18 protein-coding genes, 4 tRNA genes and 1 other RNA gene are annotated in these 23,545 nt (G+C 70.5%); 12 read left to right on the top strand and 11 right to left on the bottom strand.

Annotated elements, in window-relative coordinates; all coding sequences use genetic code 11:
• Positions 1-23: 23 nt before the first annotated feature.
• Together ABD355_RS27565 and ABD355_RS27560 are read right to left on the bottom strand one after the other, a co-directional pair.
• Positions 24-812, bottom strand: a complete 789-nt coding sequence (locus tag ABD355_RS27565) for an META domain-containing protein (RefSeq protein ID WP_344403377.1) — start codon at positions 810-812, stop codon at positions 24-26.
• 40 nt (positions 813-852) lie between these two features.
• Positions 853-1,650 carry a maleylpyruvate isomerase family mycothiol-dependent enzyme gene (locus tag ABD355_RS27560; RefSeq protein WP_344403376.1) on the bottom strand — a complete coding sequence of 266 codons (798 nt, stop codon included), beginning with the start codon at positions 1,648-1,650 and terminating at the stop codon, positions 853-855.
• Between the two features lie 112 nt (positions 1,651-1,762).
• Between ABD355_RS27560 and ABD355_RS27555 the strand changes: the two genes are divergently transcribed.
• On the top strand, positions 1,763-2,347 hold the full coding sequence (locus ABD355_RS27555; protein ID WP_344403375.1) for a Uma2 family endonuclease: 585 nt from the start codon (positions 1,763-1,765) through the stop codon (positions 2,345-2,347).
• 67 nt (positions 2,348-2,414) lie between these two features.
• Here ABD355_RS27555 and purL read toward each other — a convergent pair whose 3' ends face one another.
• From purL to purS, 3 genes are read right to left on the bottom strand one after another with little or no spacing between them, the layout of a single operon-like run.
• Positions 2,415-4,673 (bottom strand): phosphoribosylformylglycinamidine synthase subunit PurL, encoded by a 2,259-nt coding sequence (gene purL / locus ABD355_RS27550; protein WP_344403374.1) that lies wholly within the window; start codon positions 4,671-4,673, stop codon positions 2,415-2,417.
• Positions 4,670-5,350 carry a phosphoribosylformylglycinamidine synthase subunit PurQ gene (gene purQ, locus ABD355_RS27545; protein WP_344403373.1) on the bottom strand — a complete coding sequence of 227 codons (681 nt, stop codon included), beginning with the start codon at positions 5,348-5,350 and terminating at the stop codon, positions 4,670-4,672. Before purQ ends, purL begins: the two co-directional genes overlap by 4 nt.
• The gene (gene purS / locus ABD355_RS27540) at positions 5,347-5,610 is read right to left on the bottom strand and encodes a phosphoribosylformylglycinamidine synthase subunit PurS (RefSeq protein WP_007383088.1); all 264 of its coding nucleotides are present in this window, start codon (positions 5,608-5,610) and stop codon (positions 5,347-5,349) included. Before purS ends, purQ begins: the two co-directional genes overlap by 4 nt.
• Before the next feature lie 280 nt (positions 5,611-5,890).
• Between purS and ABD355_RS27535 the strand changes: the two genes are divergently transcribed.
• From ABD355_RS27535 to ABD355_RS27500, 8 genes are all read left to right on the top strand, one after another.
• A complete protein-coding gene (locus tag ABD355_RS27535) occupies positions 5,891-6,208 on the top strand; it encodes a histone-like nucleoid-structuring protein Lsr2 (RefSeq protein WP_099929933.1) in 318 nt (105 codons plus the stop codon).
• A gap of 124 nt (positions 6,209-6,332) precedes the next feature.
• A tRNA-Gly gene (locus ABD355_RS27530) sits at positions 6,333-6,404 on the top strand.
• 81 nt (positions 6,405-6,485) lie between these two features.
• Positions 6,486-6,558 (top strand) — tRNA-Gly (locus tag ABD355_RS27525).
• A 138-nt stretch (positions 6,559-6,696) separates the two neighbouring features.
• A complete protein-coding gene (locus ABD355_RS27520) occupies positions 6,697-7,635 on the top strand; it encodes an ABC transporter ATP-binding protein (protein ID WP_344403371.1) in 939 nt (312 codons plus the stop codon).
• Positions 7,632-8,411, top strand: a complete 780-nt coding sequence (locus ABD355_RS27515) for an ABC transporter permease (RefSeq protein WP_344403369.1) — start codon at positions 7,632-7,634, stop codon at positions 8,409-8,411. The genes ABD355_RS27520 and ABD355_RS27515 overlap by 4 nt, the downstream gene beginning before the upstream one ends.
• Positions 8,393-9,661 carry a sensor histidine kinase gene (locus ABD355_RS27510; RefSeq protein WP_344403479.1) on the top strand — a complete coding sequence of 423 codons (1,269 nt, stop codon included), beginning with the start codon at positions 8,393-8,395 and terminating at the stop codon, positions 9,659-9,661. The genes ABD355_RS27515 and ABD355_RS27510 overlap by 19 nt, the downstream gene beginning before the upstream one ends.
• Positions 9,658-10,272 (top strand): response regulator, encoded by a 615-nt coding sequence (locus tag ABD355_RS27505; RefSeq protein WP_344403368.1) that lies wholly within the window; start codon positions 9,658-9,660, stop codon positions 10,270-10,272. The genes ABD355_RS27510 and ABD355_RS27505 overlap by 4 nt, the downstream gene beginning before the upstream one ends.
• Before the next feature lie 23 nt (positions 10,273-10,295).
• A tRNA-Gly gene (locus ABD355_RS27500) sits at positions 10,296-10,368 on the top strand.
• Positions 10,369-10,413: 45 nt separating this feature from the next.
• On the opposite strand, the gene ABD355_RS27495 is transcribed toward ABD355_RS27500, so the two are convergent.
• From ABD355_RS27495 to ffs, 6 genes are all read right to left on the bottom strand, one after another.
• Positions 10,414-11,313 (bottom strand): phosphoribosylaminoimidazolesuccinocarboxamide synthase, encoded by a 900-nt coding sequence (locus tag ABD355_RS27495; protein ID WP_344403367.1) that lies wholly within the window; start codon positions 11,311-11,313, stop codon positions 10,414-10,416.
• A gap of 108 nt (positions 11,314-11,421) precedes the next feature.
• Positions 11,422-12,921, bottom strand: coding sequence for a N,N-dimethylformamidase beta subunit family domain-containing protein (locus ABD355_RS27490; protein WP_344403366.1), 1,500 nt, complete (start codon positions 12,919-12,921; stop codon positions 11,422-11,424).
• A gap of 213 nt (positions 12,922-13,134) precedes the next feature.
• Positions 13,135-14,946: a M48 family metalloprotease gene (locus ABD355_RS27485; RefSeq protein ID WP_344403478.1), complete on the bottom strand. Its 1,812-nt coding sequence runs from the start codon at positions 14,944-14,946 to the stop codon at positions 13,135-13,137.
• 356 nt (positions 14,947-15,302) lie between these two features.
• Positions 15,303-16,556, bottom strand: a complete 1,254-nt coding sequence (purD, locus tag ABD355_RS27480) for a phosphoribosylamine--glycine ligase (RefSeq protein ID WP_344403364.1) — start codon at positions 16,554-16,556, stop codon at positions 15,303-15,305.
• Between the two features lie 302 nt (positions 16,557-16,858).
• Positions 16,859-19,114, bottom strand: a complete 2,256-nt coding sequence (locus ABD355_RS27475) for a DNA polymerase III subunit gamma and tau (RefSeq protein WP_344403363.1) — start codon at positions 19,112-19,114, stop codon at positions 16,859-16,861.
• A gap of 67 nt (positions 19,115-19,181) precedes the next feature.
• An RNA gene (gene ffs / locus ABD355_RS27470) (signal recognition particle sRNA small type) lies at positions 19,182-19,278 on the bottom strand.
• Positions 19,279-19,351: 73 nt separating this feature from the next.
• Between ffs and ABD355_RS27465 the strand changes: the two genes are divergently transcribed.
• The 3 genes from ABD355_RS27465 (at position 19,352) to ABD355_RS27455 (ending at position 23,437) form a co-directional block, all read left to right on the top strand.
• Positions 19,352-19,439: transfer RNA gene (locus ABD355_RS27465), tRNA-Ser, on the top strand.
• A 396-nt stretch (positions 19,440-19,835) separates the two neighbouring features.
• Positions 19,836-21,257, top strand: coding sequence for an ATP-binding protein (locus tag ABD355_RS27460; RefSeq protein ID WP_344403362.1), 1,422 nt, complete (start codon positions 19,836-19,838; stop codon positions 21,255-21,257).
• Positions 21,258-21,751: 494 nt separating this feature from the next.
• Positions 21,752-23,437 (top strand): RICIN domain-containing protein, encoded by a 1,686-nt coding sequence (locus ABD355_RS27455; RefSeq protein ID WP_344403360.1) that lies wholly within the window; start codon positions 21,752-21,754, stop codon positions 23,435-23,437.
• Positions 23,438-23,545: the final 108 nt, after the last annotated feature.

The following is a 23,545-nucleotide window of genomic DNA, read 5'->3' as shown; positions in this document are numbered from 1 at the left end:
TGGGGACAGCTGCCCCTGATGGATCACCGCCCGGCGACCGCCTTGGCGGTTTCTCCGTTTGCGCTGGTCAGCGTGAGGGTTTGCTGATCCAACCCGTAGCTCACGGTGCCGCCGAAGAGGCGCAGGAGGCCCTTCTCCGTATGCATGAGTGAGGTGTCGCACATCATTCGTGTGGTGGACGGGGCGCCGAGGGTGATATGTCCGTCGCGGACCGTGGCGTTCGCGGTGACGTGGTTGCAGCCGAGGCGGCCGGTGACCTTGCCGGACTTCTTGTCGAAGGTGAGGTACGCGGACTCCGTCTGCTGCCGCGGCAGGCCGGCCGCCGTGCCGTTGGAGTCGCCGAGTGCGGTGATCGTCCACTTCGTCCCGTACAGCGGGGCGTCCTTCTCCTTGGTCAGCCGGATGCGGTCGCCGTCGTGGGTGGTGAGCGTCAGGCCGTCGCCCTTGGTCGCGACCGTGAGCGAGTGGTCGATGAGGGTGGCGGCGAGGGCCCGCTCGAAGGCCATGCGCCGGGGCTCGCAGGCCATCAGGGTCTGGCGGGCGTTCGTCAGTTCGACCCGGTGGTCCTTGAAGGCGGCTTTCGCGCCGAACTCGTTGCAGCCGTAGTCACCCACGGCGGTTCCGTCCGCGCGGATCCGGAGGTCGGCGTCGGCGGGCGCGCGCCGGGTGGTGCCGCCCACGGTGACGCTGTCGACCTTCCAGTGGACGCCGGACACCTGGGAGGCGGCGGAGGTGCTGCCCGTGTCGCTTCCGCACGCCATGACCAGCGGAAGGACGGTCAGGACGGCGAGGGTGAGTCGCTGTTTGTCCATGCCGATGGGACGAAAGGGACGGAAGACCGGTTCCCCCCGTTCACTTCATCAGCGGCAGCAGCCCGCCCAGGTCCGCCCGCTCGCCACTGGCGCTGACCTTGGCCTCCTGGACGGCATCCGCCCAGGTCACCCGCCCGGTCGCGAGCCGGATCCAGGTCAGCGGGTCGGTCTCGACGACGTTCGGCGGGGTGCCACGGGTGTGCCGGGGGCCCTCGATGCACTGCACGACGGCGTACGGCGGGATCCGCACCTCGGTGGAACCGCCGGGCGCCTTCGCGGCCAGGGCGTCGGCGAGCAGCCGGGTGCAGGCGGCGAGGGCCTGGCGGTCGTACGGCACCTCGAGTCCCGGTACGGCGGCGTTGAGGTCGTCGGTGTGGACGACGAGTTCGACGGTGCGGGTGACCAGGTAGTCGGCGAGGGTCATGACGCCGGTGCGGGCGGCGAGGAGGCGGGTGTCGGGGGCGCCGGCCACGGCCTCGGTGAACCGCTCGGCGGTGCGGGCGTAGAGAGCGTCCAGGTCGGGGTTGGCCCCGGCGAGGTCGCGGGTGCCGTCGGCGATGTCGGCGGCACGGGCGGCCGTGGCGAACGGCCAGTCCACAAGGGTGAGTTCCGCCTTGGCCGGCTCGTCGCGCCCGAGGTTGCGGCTCACGGTCTCCACAGCCATGGTCACGTGCGCGGCGAGGTCGCGTACCGTCCACTCGCCGAGCCCCGTCGGGAGCGCGAGCTGTTCGGGGGACAGCGTCCGTACGGCTGCCCGTACGTTCCCGAACTGGGCCAGTACGGCCTTGCGGATCTTGACGGGGTCGTACGTACGGGCGCGTTTCTTGGCCGGTGGCATGACAGCGAGCCTAAAGGGAGCCGATCACCCGTGCGAGTGATCACCGGGTGATACCCGCCCCTGCTCCGTGGGGACCGGGCAATGCTCGCCTTCGCCTGGAAGGGGGTGCAACATGACGGTTATGGCCGAGCGCACGTCTCAGATGTCGGTGGAGGAGTTCGAAACGATCGCTTCCGCCGCCCCCGAGACCGTCACGTTGGAGTTCATCAACGGACGGATCGGAGTCAAGAAGGTGGCGGACGGAGACCACGACACCATCGTCACCTGGCTGGCCCGGCGCTGTATGCAGACCAGGCCTGACCTGGACCTGTACCAGGGTCGAGGGCTCAGGGTAGAGGCGTATCGGGAAGGCAGGGTGAAACCGGATGCGGTGCTCGTGCCGGAGGCCCACTTCGCGGGACAGGGTGAGTGGGCCGACCCGGACGGCGCGCTCATGGTCGTCGAGGTCACCTCGTACGACTCGGACACCGACCGGCGGGACCGGCACGAGAAGCCGACCGCGTACGGGCAGGCCGGGATCCCCCTGTACCTCCTGATCGACAGGGACTCCTGCACGGTCACGGTGCACAGCAACCCGGACCGGCAGGTCGGCGGCTACCGCACCATCCAGACCTCGAAGTTCGGCGAGAAGGTGTCCGTACCCGGCCCCATGGACATCGAACTCGACACGGAGATCCTCAAGAACTACGTCCGCTGAACGCCCGACCAGCCGAGATGGCCCCGCCCGGATGATCCGGGCGGGGCCTTCACCGTCGTACCACTGCCTACGCGAGCAGCGCCGGGATCGTCCCCTCGTGGGCCTCGCGCAGCTCCTCCAGGGACAGTTCGAACTCGCCCTGCAGCTCGACGCTGTCGCCGTCCACGACACCGATGCGCGTGACGGGCAGACCCCGCGCACCGCACATGTCGTTGAAGCGGACCTCCTCGGAGCGCGGCACGGCGACGACCGCGCGCCCCGCCGACTCGGAGAAGAGGAAGGTGAACGCGTCCAGCCCGTCGGGTACGACCAGGCGCGCGCCCTTGCCGCCGAGCAGCGCCGACTCCACGACCGCCTGGATCAGACCGCCGTCGGACAGGTCGTGCGCGGAGTCGATCATGCCGTCGCGGGAGGCGGAGATCAGGATCTCGGCCAGCAGGCGCTCACGCTCCAGGTCGACCTTCGGGGGCAGACCGCCGAGGTGGTCGTGGATCACCTGCGACCAGGCCGAACCGCCGAACTCCTCACGGGTGTCGCCGAGGAGGTACAGCAGCTGCCCCTCCTCCTGGAAGGCGACCGGCGTGCGGCGGGCGACGTCGTCGATCACGCCCAGTACCGCGACCACGGGAGTCGGGTGGATGGCCGCCTCGCCCGTCTGGTTGTAGAGCGAGACGTTGCCGCCGGTCACCGGGGTGCCCAGCTGCTGGCAGGCGTCGGCGAGGCCGCGGATGGCCTCTGCGAACTGCCACATGACGGCCGGGTCCTCGGGCGAGCCGAAGTTCAGGCAGTCGGAGACCGCGAGGGGCTTGGCGCCGGTCGTGGCGACATTGCGGTACGCCTCCGCGAGGGCCAGCTGCGCGCCCGCGTACGGGTCGAGCTTGGCGTACCGGCCGTTGCCGTCCGTCGCGATCGCGACACCGAGGCCGGACTCCTCGTCGATGCGGATCATGCCCGAGTCCTCGGGCTGGGCCAGCACCGTGTTGCCCTGCACGAAGTGGTCGTACTGCGAGGTGATCCACTTCTTGGAGGCCTGGTTGGGGGAGGCCACCAGCTTCAGGACCTGGTCCTTCAGCTCCGCCGAGGTCGCGGGCCGCGCGAGCTTGCCCGCGTCGTCCGCCTGCAGGGCGTCCTGCCACTCCGGGCGCGCGTACGGCCGCTCGTAGGTCGGGCCCTCGTGCGCCACGGTCCGCGGGTCGACGTCGACGATCTTGCCGCCGTGCCAGTAGATCTCCAGGCGGTCGCCGTCCGTGACCTCACCGATGACGGTGGCGATGACGTCCCACTTGTCGCAGATCTCCAGGAACCGGTCGACCTTCTCCGGCTCGACGACCGCGCACATGCGTTCCTGCGACTCGCTCATGAGGATTTCCTCGGGCGAGAGCGTGGAGTCGCGCAGGGGTACGTCGTCGAGCGTGACGCGCATGCCGCCGGAGCCGTTGGAGGCCAGCTCGGACGTGGCGCAGGACAGACCCGCCGCGCCCAGGTCCTGGATGCCGACGACCAGCTTCTCCTTGAACGCCTCCAGGGTGCACTCGATGAGGAGCTTCTCCTGGAAGGGGTCGCCGACCTGCACGGCGGGACGCTTCGACGGCTTGGCGTCGTCGAAGGTCTCCGAGGCCAGGATCGACGCACCGCCGATGCCGTCACCACCCGTACGGGCCCCGTACAGGATGACCTTGTTGCCCGCGCCGGACGCCTTCGCCAGATGGATGTCCTCGTGCCGCATCACACCGATGGCACCGGCGTTGACCAGCGGGTTTCCCTGGTAGCAGGCGTCGAAGACGACCTCACCGCCGATGTTCGGCAGACCCAGGCAGTTGCCGTAGCCGCCGATACCGGCGACCACGCCCGGCAGGACGCGCTTGGTGTCCGGGTGGTCGGCCGCACCGAAGCGCAGCGGGTCCACGACCGCGACCGGGCGGGCGCCCATCGCGATGATGTCGCGCACGATGCCGCCGACGCCGGTGGCCGCGCCCTGGTAGGGCTCGACGTACGACGGGTGGTTGTGCGACTCGACCTTGAAGGTGACCGCGTAGCCCTGGCCGACGTCGACCACGCCCGCGTTCTCACCGATGCCGACGAGAAGGGCGTCCGACTGGGGCGCCTTCTCGCCGAACTGGCGCAGGTGCACCTTGCTGCTCTTGTACGAGCAGTGCTCGGACCACATGACGGAGTACATGGCGAGCTCGGCACCGGTGGGCCGGCGGCCGAGGATCTCGACCACGCGCTCGTACTCGTCCTTCTTCAGACCGAGTTCGGCCCAGGGCAGCTCGACGTCGGGGGTCGCGGCCGCGTGCTCGACCGTGTCCAGAGGCGTCCGGCTCATGCGTTGACCAGCTTCTTGAGGATCGAGGTGAAGAAGGGGAGCCCGTCGGTACGGCCGGAGCCGATGAGGGGCTCGACGGCGTGCTCGGGGTGCGGCATGAGGCCTACGACGTTGCCGGCCTCGTTGGTGATGCCGGCGATGTCGCGGAGCGAGCCGTTGGGGTTGAAGTCGACGTACCGGAAGGCGACACGGCCCTCGGCCTCGAGCTTGTCGAGGGTGTACTCGTCGGCGACGTACCGGCCGTCCATGTTCTTGAGCGGGATGTGGATCTCCTGGCCCTGCTCGTAGTCGACGGTCCAGGCGGTGTCCGCGTTCTCCACCCGCAGCTTCTGGTCGCGGCAGATGAAGTGCAGGTGGTCGTTGCCGAGCATGCCGCCCGGGAGGAGGTGGGCCTCCGTGAGGATCTGGAAGCCGTTGCAGATACCGAGGACCGGAAGGCCGGCCTTGGCCTGCTCGATGACTGTCTCCATCACCGGCGAGAAGCGGGAGATGGCGCCGGCCCGCAGATAGTCGCCGTAGGAAAAACCGCCGGGGAGGACGACCGCGTCCACCTGGTGGAGGTCCTTGTCCTTGTGCCAGAGGGCGACCGGTTCCGCGCCCGCGAGACGGATCGCGCGCTGGGTGTCCCGGTCGTCGAGGCTGCCCGGGAAAGTGACGACGCCAATACGAGCGGTCACTTCGCGGCCTCCGCGACTTCCTCCACCTTGACGGTGAAGTCCTCGATCACGGTGTTGGCGAGGAAGGATTCCGCAAGATCGTGGATGCGGGCGAGGGCGGCCTCGTCGACCGGCCCGTCAACTTCCAGTTCGAATCGCTTTCCCTGACGTACGTCGGAGATGCCGTCGAAACCCAGACGCGGCAGTGCGCGCTGCACCGCCTGGCCCTGGGGGTCGAGGATCTCCGGCTTGAGCATGACGTCGACTACGACGCGTGCCACGTGCACTCCCGGTGGTGTGGTGCGGAGCAGGTTCCTGCAGTGGTTTCAGACTACCTGCACAAAATTTCTACGCGCGTCGACTTGTAGGAATCTACGTGACGCCTGTCACGATCCGCCGCGGCGGCGGGTCCCTCCAGAAAATTTCCGGGAAAGATCCCGGATCGACATACGAAACCTATTGCGCTCGGACACGCGGGAGGATTTAGTCGGGCTTCACATTGCATTGTCGGGCACTGTACAAATGAATTGTCAGCGTGCCGCACGAAGGGACCGATTATTCGTGGCGCAGAAGGTCGTGGTCACTCTCTTTGACGACATCGACGGCTCGGAAGCGGCGGAAACGATCGCCTTCGGACTCGACGGCAAGTCGTACGAGATCGACCTGAATCAAGCCAATGCCAAGAAACTGCGTAAGGCGCTCGCGCCGTACGTGGAGGCCGGCCGCAAGCGGTCGAAGTCGGGGCGGACCTACCGGCAGACGGAGGTCGCCCCCGACCCGGCGGCCGTCCGCGCCTGGGCCCAGGCCAACAAGATGGACGTCCCGGCCCGCGGCCGGATCCCCAAGAAGGTCTACGAGGCCTTCAGCGCGGCGCAGTAGCCGCCGCCCGACGACCGGTCACCGGCCCCTCGGGAGAACCGACTTGCGCTGCACCCCTCCTGGTCAGCTAGAGTCTGGAGCACGCCGAGGGGCAAGGCCGAAAGGCCCGGCTCACGGAGTACATGCGGGTGTAGTTCAGTAGCAGAACATCCCCCTTCCAGGGGGAAGGCGCAGTGTGCAATTCCTGTCACCCGCTCTGCACCGCCGGTCCGGACCACTGTTGTGGATCAGGTAGGCTGGTGCTCGCGCCGATCGGTGGGAGCCGGTCGGAGGCAATGCGGACGTAGCTCAGTTGGTAGAGCGCAACCTTGCCAAGGTTGAGGTCGCGAGTTCGAGCCTCGTCGTCCGCTCTGATTGAAGGCCCCAGTCTTATGGCTGGGGCCTTCGTCGTGTTCGGGGTCTCTCCCTGCCGTCCGTCTGACATTTGTCATGCCGAGTGATGACAGCGCGCACTGCTGCCGGGTCCCGGTCGCCGGGACGCTGAAGTCATGGACACGAACGAACGCGAACACGTGATTGAGGTCACTGACCTGCGGCGTGTGTACGGGGGCGGGTTCGAGGCGGTGCGCGGAATCTCTTTCTCCGTGCGCCGCGGCGAGATCTTCGCGCTGCTCGGCACCAACGGCGCGGGCAAGACGTCCACGGTCGAACTGCTGGAGGGACTCGCCCGGCCGGCCGGGGGCCGGGTGCGGGTGCTCGGCCACGATCCCCACGAGGAGCGGGCCGCCGTACGGCCGAAAGTCGGGGTGATGCTGCAGGAGGGCGGCTTTCCGTCCGAGTTGACCGTCGCGGAGACCGCGCGGATGTGGGCGGGGTGTGTGAGCGGGGCGCGGCCGGAGGATGAGGCGCTGGCGCTCGTCGGGCTCGGGAAACGGGCCGACGTACGGGTGAAGCAGTTGTCCGGGGGTGAACGGCGCCGGCTGGACCTGGCGCTCGCGCTGCTCGGCGAGCCCGAGGTGCTGTTCCTGGACGAGCCGACGACCGGGCTCGACGCCGAAGGGCGCCGGGACACCTGGGAGTTGGTACGGGCGCTGCGCGACGGCGGCACCACCGTGCTGCTCACCACGCACTACCTGGAGGAGGCGGAGGGGCTCGCCGACCGGATCGCGATCCTGCACGAGGGGCGCGTCGCGGCGACCGGGACACCGGCCGAGGTGACCGCCGCGCAGCCCTCACGGATCTCCTTCCGGTTGCCCGACGGCTACTTCCTGGGGGACCTGCCGCCGCTCGGTGAGCTGGGGGTGTGCGGGCACGAGGTGGACGGGAACCTCGTACGGCTGCGGACGCGGGAGTTGCAGCGGACGGCCACCCGGCTGCTGGTGTGGGCCGAGGGGGCGCGGGTGGAGCTGCATGGGCTGGATGTGCGGTCGGCCTCGCTAGAGGAGGCGTTCCTCGGGATCGCGCGGGAGAAGGCGGTGGCGGCATGAACGCGGTGGCTCTTGCTCCGGTCGGGCGGCGGCTGCGGGCGCTGGCCCGCGCCGAGCTCACCCTGCTCGGGCGCAATCGCGGTGCGGTGGTCACGGCACTGCTCATGCCGCTGGCGCTGCCCTTCAGCGTGCGGCCCGCGGTCGACCGGATCGACCTGAAGGCACAGGGGCTGAGCATCGGCACGGTGACGCTGACGGCCGCGGTCGGGTTCTCCCTCCTGTTCGCCGTGTACACGTCCCTGGTGAGCGCCTATGTCGCCCGCCGCGAGGAACTGGTCCTCAAGCGGCTGCGCACCGGTGAACTCGACGACGTGGAGATTCTTACCGGCACCGCCCTGCCCGCCGTCTGCATCGGCCTGGCGCAGGCCGTCGTGCTCTCCGTCGGCTGCGCCGTGCTGCTGGACGCGGGGGTGCCCCGCGCTCCGTATCTCACCGTCCTGGGCGTGCTGTCGGGCCTGGTGCTGTGTGCCGCGCTCGGTGCGCTGACCGCCTCTTTCACCAGGACCGTGGAGAGCGCCCAGGTCACCGCGATGCCGCTGGTGCTGGTGTCGATGATGGGCTCGGGCATCGCGATCCCCACCGAGGTCCTGCCGGACCGGCTGCGCTCCGTCTGCGAACTGCTGCCGCTCTCCCCTGCGATCCGGCTGGTCCGGGGCGGCTGGACCGGACAGCTGAGCGGGTACGAGGCGCTGGGCGCCGTGGCGACCGCCCTGGCCTGGACCGTGCTCGCGGTGTTTGCTGTACGGCGGTGGTTCCGGTGGGAGCCGAGGCGCTGAGGGGCGGGGAAACGGTGTTCGTGCTGATACGGGGGTGGCAGCGGCGGTACTGGCGGGAGCGGAGCAAGGCCGAGCGGGTCGAGCTGCAGACCCTGGTGACCTGGTACGTCACGACCTGGGTCTTCGCCCTGTCCTGGCTGGCACTGCCGCTGGTGGGCGGGCTCGAGCGGCGGCCCGCGCCGACGGTCGTCGTGGTCCTGCTTCTCCTGGTGAGCGCCCTGCAGTGCGCGGAGGCCAACCGGCTCACCCGGCCCGTGCTCGACCACTACCTGGGCCGCGCCGAACTACCGGTCCGCGCCCTGCGCCCCGCCGCCGTCCTGATGGGCCTCGCACTGGCCCTGACTCTGGCCCTCGCCGCGCTGGGCGGGGCCGACGCGGTGACGATCAGGCTGGTCATCGGTGCCGCGCTGATGCCCTTCGGGCTGCTGTACGGGCTGGTCGTGTCCATGCGGGTGTTCCTGCGCCGGTCCGCCGTGCTCGCCCTGGTGCTCATGGCCGCGTTCGCCTGGCCCGATCCTGATCCCGCCGGGATCGCCATGGTCGGCGTACTGACCGGTTTCGGGGTGGCCTTCTCCCTGCTCGCCAGCCGCTGCGGCGCCTGGACCCTGTCCGTGCTGTGGGAGGCGGAGCGGGCCCGGGAGGTCGAGGCACGGCTCGCCGTCGCCGAGGAACGGCTGCGGTTCGGGCGGGATCTGCACGACGTGATGGGGCGCAACCTCGCCGTGATCGCCCTGAAGAGCGAGCTGGCCGTGCAGCTGGCGCGACGCGGGCGGCCCGAGGCGGTGGAGCAGATGATCGAGGTGCAAAGGATCGCGCAGGAGTCGCAACGGGAGGTGCGGGATGTCGTACGGGGGTATCGAGGGGCCGATCTCGGGGTCGAACTCGCGGGTGCGCAGGGCGTGTTGAGTGCGGCCGGGATCCGCTGCGAGGTGAGCGGGGAGGCCGGCGGGCTGGAGCTCGGAGTCCAGTCGGTGCTCGGGTGGGTGGTGCGGGAGGCCACCACGAACGTGCTGCGCCACGGGGACGCGGTGCGCTGTGACATAGCACTTGAGGCCGGTGCGGGAAGCGTGGTGCTGACCGTGGAGAACGACGGGGCCTCGGCCCCTGCCGGTGGCGGCGGGTCCGGACTGGCCGGGCTGCGGGAGCGGCTGTCGGCGGTGGGCGGGACGCTGGAGGCGGGCCGGGTCGGGGCGGATGTGTTCCGGGTGACGGCCGAGGTGCCGCTGAGTGTGGAAGAGGTCCTGGCATGACCGCCGTCGTACGGCTTCTGCTCGCCGACGACGAGCATCTGATCCGGGGGGCGCTCGCCGCGCTGCTCGCCCTGGAGGACGACCTCGTGGTCGTGGCCGAGGCCGCGTCCGGTCCCGAGGCGCTGGCGATGGCGCGGGCGCACGAGCCCGACGTGGCCGTGCTCGATCTCCAGATGCCGGGCGCCGACGGTGTGAAGGTCGCCACATCCCTGCGGTCCGAGCTGCCCGGCTGCCAGGTGCTGATCGTCACCAGTCACGGGCGGCCCGGGCATCTGAAGCGGGCGCTTGCGGCGGGTGTGCGGGGGTTCGTTCCGAAGACGGTCAGCGCGCAGCGGCTGGCGGAGATCATCCGGACCGTGCACGCCGGGAACCGTTACGTCGACCCCGAGTTGGCCGCCGATGCGATCGCCTCCGGGGACTCGCCGCTGACCGCGCGGGAGGCCGAGGTGCTGGAACTCGCCGCCGACGGGGCGCCCGTCGCGGAGATCGCCGAGCGGGCCGCGCTGTCGCAGGGGACCGTACGGAACTACCTCTCGTCGGCCGTCTCCAAGCTGGGCGCCGAGAACCGTCATACGGCGGTGCGGCTCGCGCGGGAGCGGGGTTGGGTATAGTTGGCTCCGCGCCACGGCGCACTGCGGACGTAGCTCAGTTGGTAGAGCGCAACCTTGCCAAGGTTGAGGTCGCGAGTTCGAGCCTCGTCGTCCGCTCGGGAATGAGACCCCGGTCCACCGGACCGGGGTCTTTCCGTTGCCCTAGCTCCAGCTCGTGCCGGTCAGGCGCTCGTACGCCTCGATGTACTTCGCCCGGGTCGCGTCCACGACCTGCTGCGGCAGCGGGGGCGGGGGCTGCTCGCTCTTGCGGTCCCAGCCGGACTCCGGCGAGGTCAGCCAGTCCCGGACGAACTGCTTGTCGTACGACGGCTGGGCACGGCCAGGCTGCCACTGGTCGGCCGGCCAGAAGCGGGAGGAGTCCGGGGTGAGGATCTCGTCCGCGAGGACCAGGGTCTCGCCGTCGAAGCCGAACTCGAACTTGGTGTCCGCGAGGATGATGCCGCGGTCCCGGGCGATGTCCCGGCCCCGGCCGTAGACGGCGAGGGTGGCCTGGCGCAGTCGGGCGGCGGTGTCCGCGCCGACCTGGCGGGCGACCTCCTCGTAGGAGACGTTCTCGTCGTGCTCGCCGACCTCGGCCTTGGTGGCCGGGGTGAAGATCGGGGCGGGGAGTTCGCTGCCGTCGACCAGGCCCTCAGGGAGGGCGAGGCCGCAGACCGTGCGGGACTCGTTGTACTCCAGCAGGCCCGAGCCGGTGAGGTAGCCGCGGGCGACGGCCTCCACCGGGACCATCTGCAGCGACTTGCAGACGAGGGTGCGGCCGGCCCAGTCGGCGGGGGCGCCGGCGGGCAGGTCGGTGCCGATCACGTGGTTGGGGATCAGATCGGCGATCTGGTCGAACCACCACAGGGAGAGCTGGGTGAGGACGCGGCCCTTGTCGGGGATCTCGGTCGGCAGCACCCAGTCGAAGGCGGAGATACGGTCGCTGGCGACCATGACGAGGTCGCCGGCCTCGTTCTGGTACAGCTCGCGCACCTTGCCGGTGTGGAGATGAACCAGGCCCGGAACCTGGATCGGCTCGGGCTTTTCTACGAATCCGGACACGGTTCCTCCCCGTGGTTCTGTCCAATGGGGTCGATTCTCCCGTATGCCAGGGATCGCCTTTGGAGTGGGGTGGGCTCGAAAGGGGCGGTGACGTGGGCTTACGTGAGTTCAGTCACGTTTGCAGATGCGGTCCAGCAGGTTGGCCGTGGCGCGCTGGACGCGGGTGTCGACGTGGCCCGGACGGTCCAGGGCCGGGGACCAGGCGAAGGTCCCGGACGCGAAGACCAGGGCGCCGGAGGGGGCTCGGTAGAGGGAGGTCTCCTGGTGGCGGAGGGTGCCCTCGGAGTCGGTGTACGGGGAGTGGGCGAGCAGGATGCGCTCCTCGTGCTCGGGGAGCGGGGTGCGCGGGAAGTAGCGGTCCGCCTCGCCCGCGACCAGACCCTCGATCTCGTCGCCCTCGTGGGCGCCGGTCGCCTCCCACAGCCAGTGGTCGGCGTTGCGGACGATCAGGGGGTGGGGGTCGGGGACCCGGCCCGCGTACTGGATGCCGACCAGTTGCTGCTCGGGGCGGTCGATCTCGCGCCACAGGACGGGCCGGCCGGGGCCTTTGCGTTTGCGGCAGGTCAGCAGACGGTCGGGGACGCCGGACGGGGACGGGCCCAACTCCACCTGCCAGTACATGGTGTTGGCGGAGAGGAAGACGAGGGACGTGCCCTGCTCGCGGGCGAGTTCGACCGTGCGGCGCATGTTGGCCGACCAGTACTCGTCGTGCCCCGGGAAGACCAGGCCGCGGTAGCGGGTGGGGTCCACGTGCCCGGCGTGCAGGTCGCGGGCGTCGGCGTAGGCGAGGTCGTAGCCATAGCGCTCCGCCCAGCGGATGAAGTCGTAGGCGTGGCCCACGTGCAGGGGGAGGCCGGCTCCGGCGTACGGGCGGTCGAAGGAGACCGTGGTCGCCGCGTCGGACTCGCCCAGCAGACGGCCCTGTTCGTCCCAGGCATGGTAGAGACTCGCGCCCGTGCGCCCGTCCTCCGGGTAGAGGTTGTACGCCTGCCAGGTGACGTCCGGCAGCAGCAGGAGCAGGTCCGCGGGGTGCTTGTCGCGGACCGTGAAGGGGATGTGGGAGCGGTAGCCGTCGACGGTGGTGAGTACGGCGACGTAGGCGCCGATGCTCCAGTAGCTCGGGATCTGCAGGCGCCAGGAGAGCCACCAGTGGTGGCAGGACACCGTGCGGTCAGCTGCGAGCGGCGGGGGTTGGACGATGCCGGAGAGGCGGGGGCTGGTGGTGATCTTGGCGGCGCCGTCGCCGCCGTAGTGGCCGATGCGGTAGATGTCGACGCTGAACTCCTGGGGCGGGTCGACCGTGATGTGGAAGTCGACGGCCTCGCCCGGGGCGACCGCACCGGTGGAGATGAAGCCCTTGATCTGGCGGCGGACGTCGTCCGCGGAGCGGGGGCCGCCGGCGGCTCGCGGGGCCGGGACGCGGGGGGTGTCCTGGGAGTCACCCGCCGACTGCTGGGGGGCGTCCACGTACCAGGGGACCACCTGGCCGGTGTCGTCGAAGTACGTCTCGCTGCCGCGGAGCCAGGGCAGCGGGCCCTGGCCGAAGGGGTCGGTCACGGCATGCGCCAGCGCCCCGGATTCCCAGCGGCGGATCTGCTCCTGCCCCATGGTCGCTCCCCTCCCTCGATGCCCCGCGGTCGCGTGGTGTGCCTGTCGCATGGTGTGGCGTGCCTGGCTTGTGGCCCTGGCGTACCCGGCTTGTGCCGCAAGCCCTTGCCATGTGCTCGATCGGTCCCAGCACATCACATTGCGCACCCATGTGGTCACTATTCGTTGCGAATTGGCCGAAAGTGGAATGGGGGGTTCCGGAACCGTTGACCGTCACACAAGCCGGACGGGCTTCTCGGGGCGTATGCCGGATTCGAGAAGCCAGGCCCGCAGAGGGGCCGGGTCGCCGTCCTCCACCAGGCTGAGGACGCGGGGGGTCAGGTCCGTGGCCCGTTCGCCCTTGATGAGCAGGGACGGGCCGTCGAGCCAGTCGAGGCCGGGCGTGGCGCCTGCGGTGTCCATGGCGGCGCAGCAGACCATCGCGGTGACGTGGTCCGCGAGCAACTCGCGAGCTGTTCTCGGTGGTTGGAGCGGGAAGAGCGGAAGCGTGGCCTCGTCCCAGAAGGCGGCGTCGGGGGCGGTTCGCTCCGCGGGGGTGGCGGCTGTGGCCCCCTCGCGGGCGAGTTCGGCGGTGAGGCCTGCGGCGAGGGTGGCCGTGCGTTCGTTCTCGGGCTCGGGGCGTTCGGCCTCGGCTTCGCCTTCGGCCTGGCAGTTCCCACCCTCACCGCCCGTACCACCTTCGGCGTCGAGGGCGGGTGGCCCCTGTGGGTGGTCCTCGCCGTCGGCGGCTGCAGGGTCGTTCCGGGGGAGATCCGGGGTCGACAGGTGGTCGAGGATTCTGGAGAGGGTGGGGCCGTCGGGGGGCGGGGTGCCGGGGTCGGGGGTGTGGCTGACGCCCAGGGTGTCCAGGACCCGGTGGAGGCGGGCCGCGTCGGTGCGCCATTTGCGGTCCACGACCTCCTCCGGGTACTCGTCCCAGTCGACCGGCGCCCAGTCGGGGCCGGACTCTGCGGGGCCGCCGTGGAAGAGGCGGGCGGCGAGGAGTGAGGCCGCCCCGTCCACCGCGCCGGGCTCTTCCAGCAGGTCGCAGGCGGGACGCTCGCCCAGCCGGGAGGCGAAGCCCTCGGCCAGACGGTCGCGGCGGGAGAGTTCGGTGAGGGCCGCCACCACTCCCGCGTCCAGTCGGGAGGGCCAGCGGCCCATCCGCCAGGCGGGCAGCGCGACCCGGGTCAGCAGGCGGTCCCAGCCGGCGTAGGCCAGGCCCACCTGTTCCTGCGCGACGATCCTGAGGCCGTAGTCCACAGCCTGTGCACGCTCGGAGGCCGCGGCCGCCACTCCTCGCTCCATCTGCGCCGCATGCTCCCGGCAGCTGCGCAGCAGCAGACGGGCCACCCAGCCGATGCTCGCGCACACCCCGCGGGTCAGCGGACAGCGACCGGGCGTCGAGCCGACGGCCACCGCCGCGTCCAGGCCCCGTACGAAGCGGCGGGCCGCTGCTATGTCCGGGTGGGCGGAGGGTCCCGTACCGGCGACGACCGGAGCGAGGACCGCGCGCAGTTCGCCGACGCGCATCCACCACAGGAAGGGGGAGCCGATGACCAGGACCGGTGCGGCGGCCGTGCGCCGGTGGGCTCCCCGCATGCCCGCTATCTCGTCCCGCTCCGCCGTGGGGGGCGGGCCGTGCGCCGGGTGGGTGCGGTCCTCGAGCCAGCTGTCGCAGTCCGGGGTGAGCGCTATCGCCGAGGGTGCGGGCACGTCGAGCCGGTCGGCGAGATCGCGCACCATCCGGTACAGGTCCGGGGCCGACTCCTCGGCGATCGGGACCGTCGGGCTGACGGCCGGGCGGGCGCGGGCGACGACCAGCGCGATGGCACCCGCGGCGAGCAGGACGAGGACGGCGAGGGGGGTCATGGCCCAGCGGGCGGCGTGCCAGAAGGGGCCCACCAGGTGGTCCGTGGAACCGCCGGCCAGCAGGATCACGGCGACCGCCGCGGGCAGCACCGCCACCGCCAGCGCCCTGCTGCGGATGCGCAGCACGGCGAGGGCCCTCGCGCGCGCTGCCTGCGCGCCCGCTTCCACACCCATACCGTTACCGGTCACGGCCGGTCCTCACCCCCTCCCAAGCTGTCCTGGCTGCGCGTCTGTCCTGGCGTTGCTCACTCCCCCACTGTGGCACCCGCCACTGACATCGCAATGCCGGTGGGCCAAGTGCCGGACCGCTTGCGCCGCACCCTAGTTGGGGCCTCGGCCCACGTCAGCCGGATGGGGTATCGGTCACTCGATGGAATGGCTTTGGGGAGAGGTGGATGACGGAAAGCGAAGATCAGGCCTCTGGTCCCGAACCCGACCCGGAACCCGGCCGCGAACGCGCCGGGCCCCGAATCCTTAGACGGATTCGGGGCCCGATGGGTTGGTCGGCGGGTGTGGACGCCGCGGTCAGGTCAGGCGTTCTGCGCCGCCTTCGCCGCGATGTCCGTGCGGTGCTGGGAGCCGTCGAGATGGATGCGGGAGACGGCCCGGTACGCGCGGTCGCGGGCCTCGGTGAGGTCCTTGCCGGTCGCCGTGACGGACAGGACGCGGCCGCCGGCGCTGACCACCGTGTCACCGTCGTGCTTCGTGCCGGCATGCAGGACGTACGCGTGCGGGGCGTCCTGGGCGGCCACCTCGTCGAGGCCGGTGATCGGGTCGCCGGTGCGGGGGGTGCCGGGGTAGTTGTGCGAGGCGACGACCACGGTGACCGCGGCGTCCTCGCTCCAGCGCAGGGGCGGCAGGTCCTGGAGGGTGCCGTTCGCGGCGGCGAGCAGGACGCCGGCCAGCGGGGTCTTCAGACGGGCCAGCACCACCTGGGTCTCGGGGTCGCCGAAGCGGGCGTTGAACTCGATGACCCGGACGCCGCGCGAGGTGATCGCAAGACCGGCGTAGAGAAGGCCGGAGAAGGGGATGCCGCGGCGGCGCATCTCGTCGACGGTCGGCTGCAGGACCGTCTGCAGGACCTCCTCGACCAGCTTCGGGTCGGCCCACGGCAGCGGCGAGTACGCGCCCATGCCGCCGGTGTTCGGGCCCTCGTCGCCGTCGAGCGCGCGCTTGAAGTCCTGAGCGGGCTGCAGCGGGACGACCGTCTCGCCGTCGGTGATGGCGAAGAGGGAGACCTCGGGGCCGTCCAGGAACTCCTCGATGACGACGCGCTCGCAGGAGTTGGCGTGCGCCCTGGCCGCCTCGATGTCGGCGGTGACGACGACGCCCTTGCCGGCGGCGAGGCCGTCGTCCTTGACGACGTACGGGGCACCGAAGGCGTCGAGGGCCTCGTCGACCTCTTCCGGGGTCGTGCAGACGTACGAGCGTGCGGTGGGCACGCCCGCTCCCGCCATGACGTCCTTCGCGAAGGCCTTGGAGCCCTCGAGCTGCGCGGCCTCCTTGGCGGGGCCGAAGACCGGGATGCACGCCTCGCGCACCGCGTCGGCGACCCCGGCGACGAGGGGTGCCTCCGGGCCCACGACCACGAGGTCGGCGCCCAGTTCGGTGGCCAGCGCGGCGACGGCCTTGCCGTCCAGGGCGTCGACCTGGTGCAGCTCGGCGACCTCGGCGATGCCGGCATTGCCGGGGGCGCAGTGCAGCGCGGTGACGTCGGGGTCGAGGGACAGGGAGCGGCACAGGGCGTGTTCGCGGGCGCCGGTGCCGATGACGAGGACCTTCACGGGGGTCAGCCTAACGGGGGTTTTGTGTGGGGTGCCGAGTGGGAGGGGGGCGGTGAGCTGTACGTTCCTCCAAGCGGTGCCGGGTGGTGGGGGCACCGACGCCTGGGGGCTGCCGCCCCCAGACCCCCGCTTTCGGCCTGAACGGCCTCGTCCTCAAACGCCGGACGGGCTGAAATGCCGAGACCGGCGGCCAGAACAGCGCGCCCGGAAGAACAGGCCCTTCTGGAAGAACTCCGCCCGGACGAGCAGCTTCCTGGAAGAACTCCCGCCCGGAAGAAACAAGCCGCGCCCGGAAGAACGGCCTACTCGTTCGTGAACTCCTCCACGACCGTTGCCCCCAGCTCGCGCACGATCAGTTCGTGGCCGGAGAGGGCCGATTCGTTGAGGTCGGGGTCGTCGTCCTCGGGGATGTCGTCCTCGGGGGAGACCGGGGGCGGCGGTTCCGGGGCCCTGGGCTGGGGGCTGGGTGTGGGGGTGGTCTGGGCCGTCGGGGGCGGTGATGCGGGGGCGGGGGAAGCAGAAGGCGGCGGGGTCGCCGGGCGCTGTGGGGGCGCGCCGGTGCCGGGGTTGCCGTAGCCGCCTCCGCCGTAGGAGCCGTTGGAAGGGGCGGGCGGCGGGCCCGAGCCTCCGGACGGATCGACGATCGCCTCGATCTTCCACTGCACGTTGAACTGCTCGGCCAGCGCCTGGCGCAGCACGTCCTCGCTGCCGCTGCTCGCGAAGTTGTCGCGGGCGCCCGCGTTGACGAAGCCCAGCTGGAGGGTCGTGCCGTCGAAGCCGGCCACCTGGGCGTTCTGGCTGAGCAGGATCCAGGTGAAGCGGCGGCGGTTCTTGACGGCCTCCAGGATGTTCGGCCAGAGCATGCGGGGGTCCGGGCCGCCGCTCGGGGGCGCGTAGGACGAGGCGGGGGCGGGTGTCGCCGCCTGCGGAGCAGGCGTGGGCGCGGGTGCGGGAGCGGCCGGCGCGCTGGGCGTGGCCGGGGGTTGGCCGGAGCCGGCCGGGGCCGCGGTGGGCCAGCCGCCGGGACGTCGGCCGCCGCCCGCGGGGGCCGCGGTGGGCCAGGCTCCGGGGGCGGGGGCCGGGGTGACCGGGGTGGGGGCGGGGGAGGCCGGGGCAGAAGGCGGCGGTGAGGCGACCGGTGCGGCAGGCTCTGCGGTGGTGGGGGGTGCGGGGGCTGCCGGGCCGACCGGCGCGGCTGTGCCGGCACCAGCACCAGCGGCCGGCATGCCTGCCGACGGTGCTCCCGCATTCCGTACCGCCGCCCGAGCCGCAGCGGGGCCGCCGCCGGGCGGAACCGGGGCGCCGGCCGGGCCGCCGACGGTCCCGGGCATCGGTCCCCCGTGCGCCTCGGGCCCCGGCACATAACCCATGGCCGGTGCTCCGCCACCCGCGGAGAAGTTGACGCCCCGCTCGATCCGGTCGAGGCGGGCCATCACCGAACGCTCGTCGCCGTACGCGGCCGGCAGCAGCACGCGCGCGCAGATCAGTTCGAGCTGGAGGCGGGGCGAGTTGGCGCCGCGCATCTCGGTCAGGCCCTCGTTGACCAGGTCGGCGGCGCGGCTGAGCTCGGCGGCACCGAAGGTGCCCGCCTGGGCCTGCATCCGCTCGACGACGTCGGCCGGGGCGTCGATGAGCCCCTTCTCCGCGGCGTCCGGCACGGCGGCGAGGATCACCAGGTCGCGCAGTCGCTCCAGCAGGTCGGCGACGAAGCGGCGCGGGTCGTTGCCGCCCTCGATGATGCGGTCGACGACCTCGAAGGCGGCGGCCCCGTCACCGGTCGCGAAGGCCTCGACGACGGAGTCGAGGAGCGAACCGTCGGTGTAGCCGAGGAGCGAGGTCGCCATGGCATACGTCACACCGTCCGCCCCGGCGCCCGCGAGCAGCTGGTCCATGACGGACATGGAGTCACGCACGGAACCCTGACCGGCCCGGACGACCAGGGGCAGCACGCCGTCCTCGACCGGGATGTTCTCCTTGCCGCACACCTCGCCGAGGTACTCGCGCAGCGTCCCTGGTGGCACGAGACGGAACGGGTAGTGGTGCGTCCGCGAGCGGATCGTCCCGATGACCTTCTCGGGCTCGGTGGTCGCGAAGATGAACTTGAGGTGCTCCGGGGGCTCCTCGACGACCTTCAGCAGCGCGTTGAAGCCGGCCGACGTGACCATGTGGGCCTCGTCGATGATGTAGATCTTGTACCGGCTGGCGGCGGGCCCGAAGAAGGCCTTCTCGCGCAGTTCACGGGCGTCGTCGACGCCGCCGTGCGAAGCGGCGTCGATCTCGATGACGTCGATGGAGCCCGGTCCGTTGCGCGCCAGGTCACGACAGGACTGGCACTCCCCGCAGGGCGTGGGCGTGGGTCCCTGTTCGCAGTTCAGGCAGCGGGCCAGGATGCGTGCGCTCGTCGTCTTGCCGCAGCCGCGCGGCCCGCTGAACAGGTACGCGTGATTGACCCGGTTGTTCCGCAGCGCCTGCTGCAGCGGGTCGGTTACATGCTCCTGCCCGATGACCTCGGCGAACGACTCCGGGCGATAGCGGCGGTACAGCGCGAGAGACGACACGCATACGAGGTTATAGGCGCCCACTGACAACGCGGGCCGCCCGGATGCGCCCGGCCGATCCCGGGAAACACAAGACCCCCCACGCACCCGCCAGAGCCAACCTACCCTTGCTGCCTTCCGGCCCTGGGGGAGTTCAGTCAGATAGCGCCGCGTGAGGGGCTGACGCCCAGCTTACCCGATCGCCGGGCGCCCGAACGAGTTCGCTAGCACCCTCCGACGTCATGTAATGTTTCCGGCGGAGGATTCGCCTAGAGGCCTAGGGCGCACGCTTGGAAAGCGTGTTGGGGGCAACCCCTCACGAGTTCGAATCTCGTATCCTCCGCCAGTGCCTCACCGGGCACAATGTCGAAGGGCCCCACCGTTCGCGGTGGGGCCCTTCGACGTTGACCGGTTCCCTGCGGCAGCTCGCCCCGACGATCACTGTGCGCCGCGAGCTACGGCACCTGTGGCCGAGACACCAAGGAAACGGTCCGTATCTGGAAGCGCCTGCCACACAGTGCGGCACCGTCACCGCCGCCGCCGACGCCACCACCTGCCGGCGGACCGGCTGCTCAAGGCCACGCCGAAGGTGCCACTCGTCGCCGGTACGCGACCAAACTTCGCACTCCTGTATCCAGCGCCATGAGCCTCATGCCCTAGAGAAGGGAGGGAGGCAGTATCGCTGCAGATAGTGTCGCCGCAGATAGTATCGCTAGGGATACTATCTTCATCGGGAGCCTACATGCGTCGTTTCATCGGGCGGGATCGCGAGCTGAACGTGCTCGACAACGCCTTTCAGGCGGTTCACGACGCGGTCGGGTCGGCGAAACCCGGTCAGTGCATCCTCATGCGCGGACGGAGGCGGGTCGGCAAGTCCAGCCTCGTCGAGGAGTTCATCCGGCGGACCGAGACGCCCTACCTCTTCTTCACCGCGGCGGGCGGCTCGGCCGAGGACGAGCTGACGGAGCTGCTCGACGCCGTCGCCAGATCCACCCTGCCGGAGCGGGAACTGTTCTCGGAGGAGACCCCGGAGCAGTGGAATGCGGCACTCAGACTGCTTGCGGAGATCCTGCCCGACGACACTCCCAGCGTCGTCGTCATCGACGAGGTTCCGTATCTGATGGACCGCATCGACGCCTTCGAGGGCATGCTCCAGCGGGCATGGGACCGGCTGCTCAGCCGCAAGCCGGTGCTTCTCCTCCTGGTCGGGTCCGATCTGTCGATGATGGAGGCGCTGAACGGCTACGACCGGCCGTTTCACCAGCGGGGCCGGGAAATGATCGTGGGGCCTTTGAACCCGGCCGACATCGGCGAAATGCTCGGCCTGTCTCCGGCGGCCGCGCTCGACGCCGCTCTGATCACGGGAGGTCTGCCTCTGATCTGTGCCGAGTGGCGGGCCGGCGCGGATGTCTGGGAGTTCCTCCGCGACTCGCTGGACAACCCGATCTCGGCGCTGCTGGTCTCCGCTGAACGGTCACTGGCCGCGGAGTTTCCACCGCAGGCGATGAGCAGGGAAGTCCTGCGGGCCATCGGATCCGGGGAGCGAACCTTCACCAACATCGCTCGGGCGGCGGGCGGCATCGCCCACACCACTCTCACCCGAGCCACTGACGTCCTGACCGAGAAAAGGGTCGTGGCCGCCGAGCTGCCGCTCTCGCTCAGGCCGTCGAAGGAGCGCCGCTACCGCGTGGCCGATCCCTACCTGCGCTTCTGGCTCGCGTTCCTGGATCCGCACATGGCGGAGATCGAGCGGATGCGAGGGGATCTCACTCTGAGCCGGATCAAGGAGCAGTGGACGAGCTGGCGCGGCCGTGCCATCGAGCCCCTGGTCCGGGAATCGCTCGCCCGCCTCCTGCCGGACGGGCTCCTGCCCGCCGCCCCGGCGATCGGCGGGTACTGGACGCGCAACAACGACGTGGAAATCGACTTGGTGGGCGCCGACCGGCAGCCGGTGGCCAAGCAACTGCTCTTCCTCGGCTCGGTCAAGTGGTTGGAGAACTCCGCGTTCGACAGCCACGACCTGGCCGCACTGCAGAAGCACCGGGCGGCGGTCACCGACGAGCCAGTACCGCTCGTGGCGGTCTCCCGCAGCGGGATCAGATGTTCCGGTCTCCAGGCGGCCTACGGCCCCGACGAACTGCTCAGCGCCTGGCGCAAGGTGTGAGCAAGGCTGGGCTTCTATGGTTGCAGTTCTAGGGGTAGATCTGCGGGCAAGCTGCCGCCAGGGCTACGCACCGCTCGCACTCGGCACGTACCGAGCGGCCCGTTCCCGTCGTGGTGAAGCCGAGTGGAACGACCACCGAGATTCTGCTTCTCGCCCCACCCGGCAACGGCGCCGCCTCCCGCGTTCGCCCCGTCCCGCTCCGCCTCCGGCAGGTAGCGGTCGGGCGGACATGTCTGTGGCTCTTCGCGGCAACCTTTTCGGCCCCTGTGACCACTCAGTGTCGTCCGGCCAAGCGGTCCGGTCCGATGCAACGGCTGAAAGAGAGCACAGGCGTGTCCCTGGAACGAGAGCACAGACATGTCCCCGGCCCACCCACGTCGTCGATGGCGTCCCGCACCGACGGGCGCCGTGCCGACGGCGGCGCGCGCGGTGGTCGCCCGAAGCATCGTGGCCGTCGGTTGCTCGCGCGTCGGGGTCTCTGGGCGGGTCTCGCCATGGTGGTCGTGGCCGGCTCGGCTGTGGTGGTCAGCCAGGCTTCGGCGGAGCAGAAGACCTTGGACCTGAAGAAGTGGTACGTGCTGGTCAACCGCAACAGCGGCAAGGTGCTGGACGACCGCGGCTCCGCCAAGAACGACGGCGCGGCGGTGGTGCAGTGGAGCCGTCATGGCGGCCCCAACCAGCAGTGGCGGTTCATCGACGCGGGTGACGGGTACTACCGGCTGCAGAACCGGAACTCCGGCAAGGTGCTGGACGACCTCGGCTGGTCGAGGACCGCCGGCTCCGCCCTCGTGCAGTGGAAAGACCTCAACGGCACCAACCAGCAGTTCAAACTGGCCAAGTCGCCGGACGGCTACGTGCGTTTGGTCAATCGCTTCAGTGGCATGGCTGTCGATGTCCACAACGCCGCCAAGACCGACGGGGGCGACGTCGTCCAGAACCGCGACCGGGGCGGTGCCGACCAGCAGTGGCAACTCGTCCCGGCCGGGAGTGTCGGCAGCTCCGGTACGCCCACCGCGCCGAGCGGCAGCGCTCCCGCCAGCCAGGCTCCGAGCAGCTCGCGCCCGTCGTCGACGCCCTCTCCCGTGGCCGGTGGCGGCAGCTCGACGAAGCGTTTCATGGGCAGCAGCACGGTACTCATCGGCGGCTCGATGTCCGACGCCTCGGCGGCCGCCGCACCGTTCGACGTGCGGTACGCCTATGTGCACAGCCAGCCCGCGCCCTCGTCGGAGTACTACTCGGCAGCGCGCTGCCACGACGGATGGTCGGGCTGGTGGGGCTGCTGGAACGGGAGCACCACGGCACCCGGCACTTACGTGACCTGGCGGGACAGCGTGGCGGCCCAGGCGACGTACAAGGGCAGCCCGCGTCCGCAGAAGATGCTCTGGACCTGGTACTCGTTGCGCGACCTCGGGGATGCGGCAGGCCAGGGCGACGGTCCGGGCGAGGTCAAGGCCATCAATCGGCTCGACCTGCTCACCCGGTATCTGAACGACTACCGGTTCTTCCTGCAGAAGATCGGCGCGTCGCACGACGCGATCGACCTTGAGCCCGACTTCTGGGGCTACGTCCGGTCGCTCGGCAATCCGCACCAGGTTCCCGCACAGGTCTCGGGCGCAAATCCGACGGATTGCGGATCGCAGGAGAACAGCGCCGCCGGACTCGCCCGCTGCCTGATCTCGATGGCGCACAAGTACGCGCCGAACACCGCCGTGGGGCTGCACCTTTCCTGCTTCGACTGGCAGACCGACACACAGGCATGCGTCAAGGACTACGCGAACCTCGGGGCGCAGAACGCCGACTTCCTGGTCTCCGATGTGTCGGACCGCGACGCGGGCTGGTACGCGCAGCCGGCCCACGGCGGGAGTGACCACTTCTGGACCGACCAGAAGGCCGCTGCCGCGCTGACGTTCTACAAGACGATGGCCGAGTCCGTGGGCAAGCCGGTGGTCCTGTGGCAGATCCCCGTGGGCAACATGGCACAGAACAACACCCTCAACCATTACAAGGACGACAAGGTGGACTGGTTCTTCGCACACATGGACCAGGTCGCGAACGCCCATGTCGCCGGGCTGCTCTTCGGTCCGGGGCAGCAGGAACAGACCTCGGCCGAGACCGACGGCGGAAACCTGATCAACAAGACCATCGCCTACCACAACTCAGGTGGCACAGCACTCAAGTAGCGCGAAGGCAGGCGAAGGCACGAACGCGCCCCCATCTCCCCGATGGGGGCGCTTCGTCATTACCAGGAGCACACCCATCTGCCGGACGAGCCCCGCCGGCCTCCGTCT

Origin of the sequence: Streptomyces longisporus (genome assembly GCF_039532765.1) — a bacterium.
GTDB classification, from domain to species: domain Bacteria; phylum Actinomycetota; class Actinomycetes; order Streptomycetales; family Streptomycetaceae; genus Streptomyces; species Streptomyces longisporus.
Note: the sequence above shows the minus strand (reverse complement) of the source record. Positions and strands in the feature narration are given on the sequence as shown.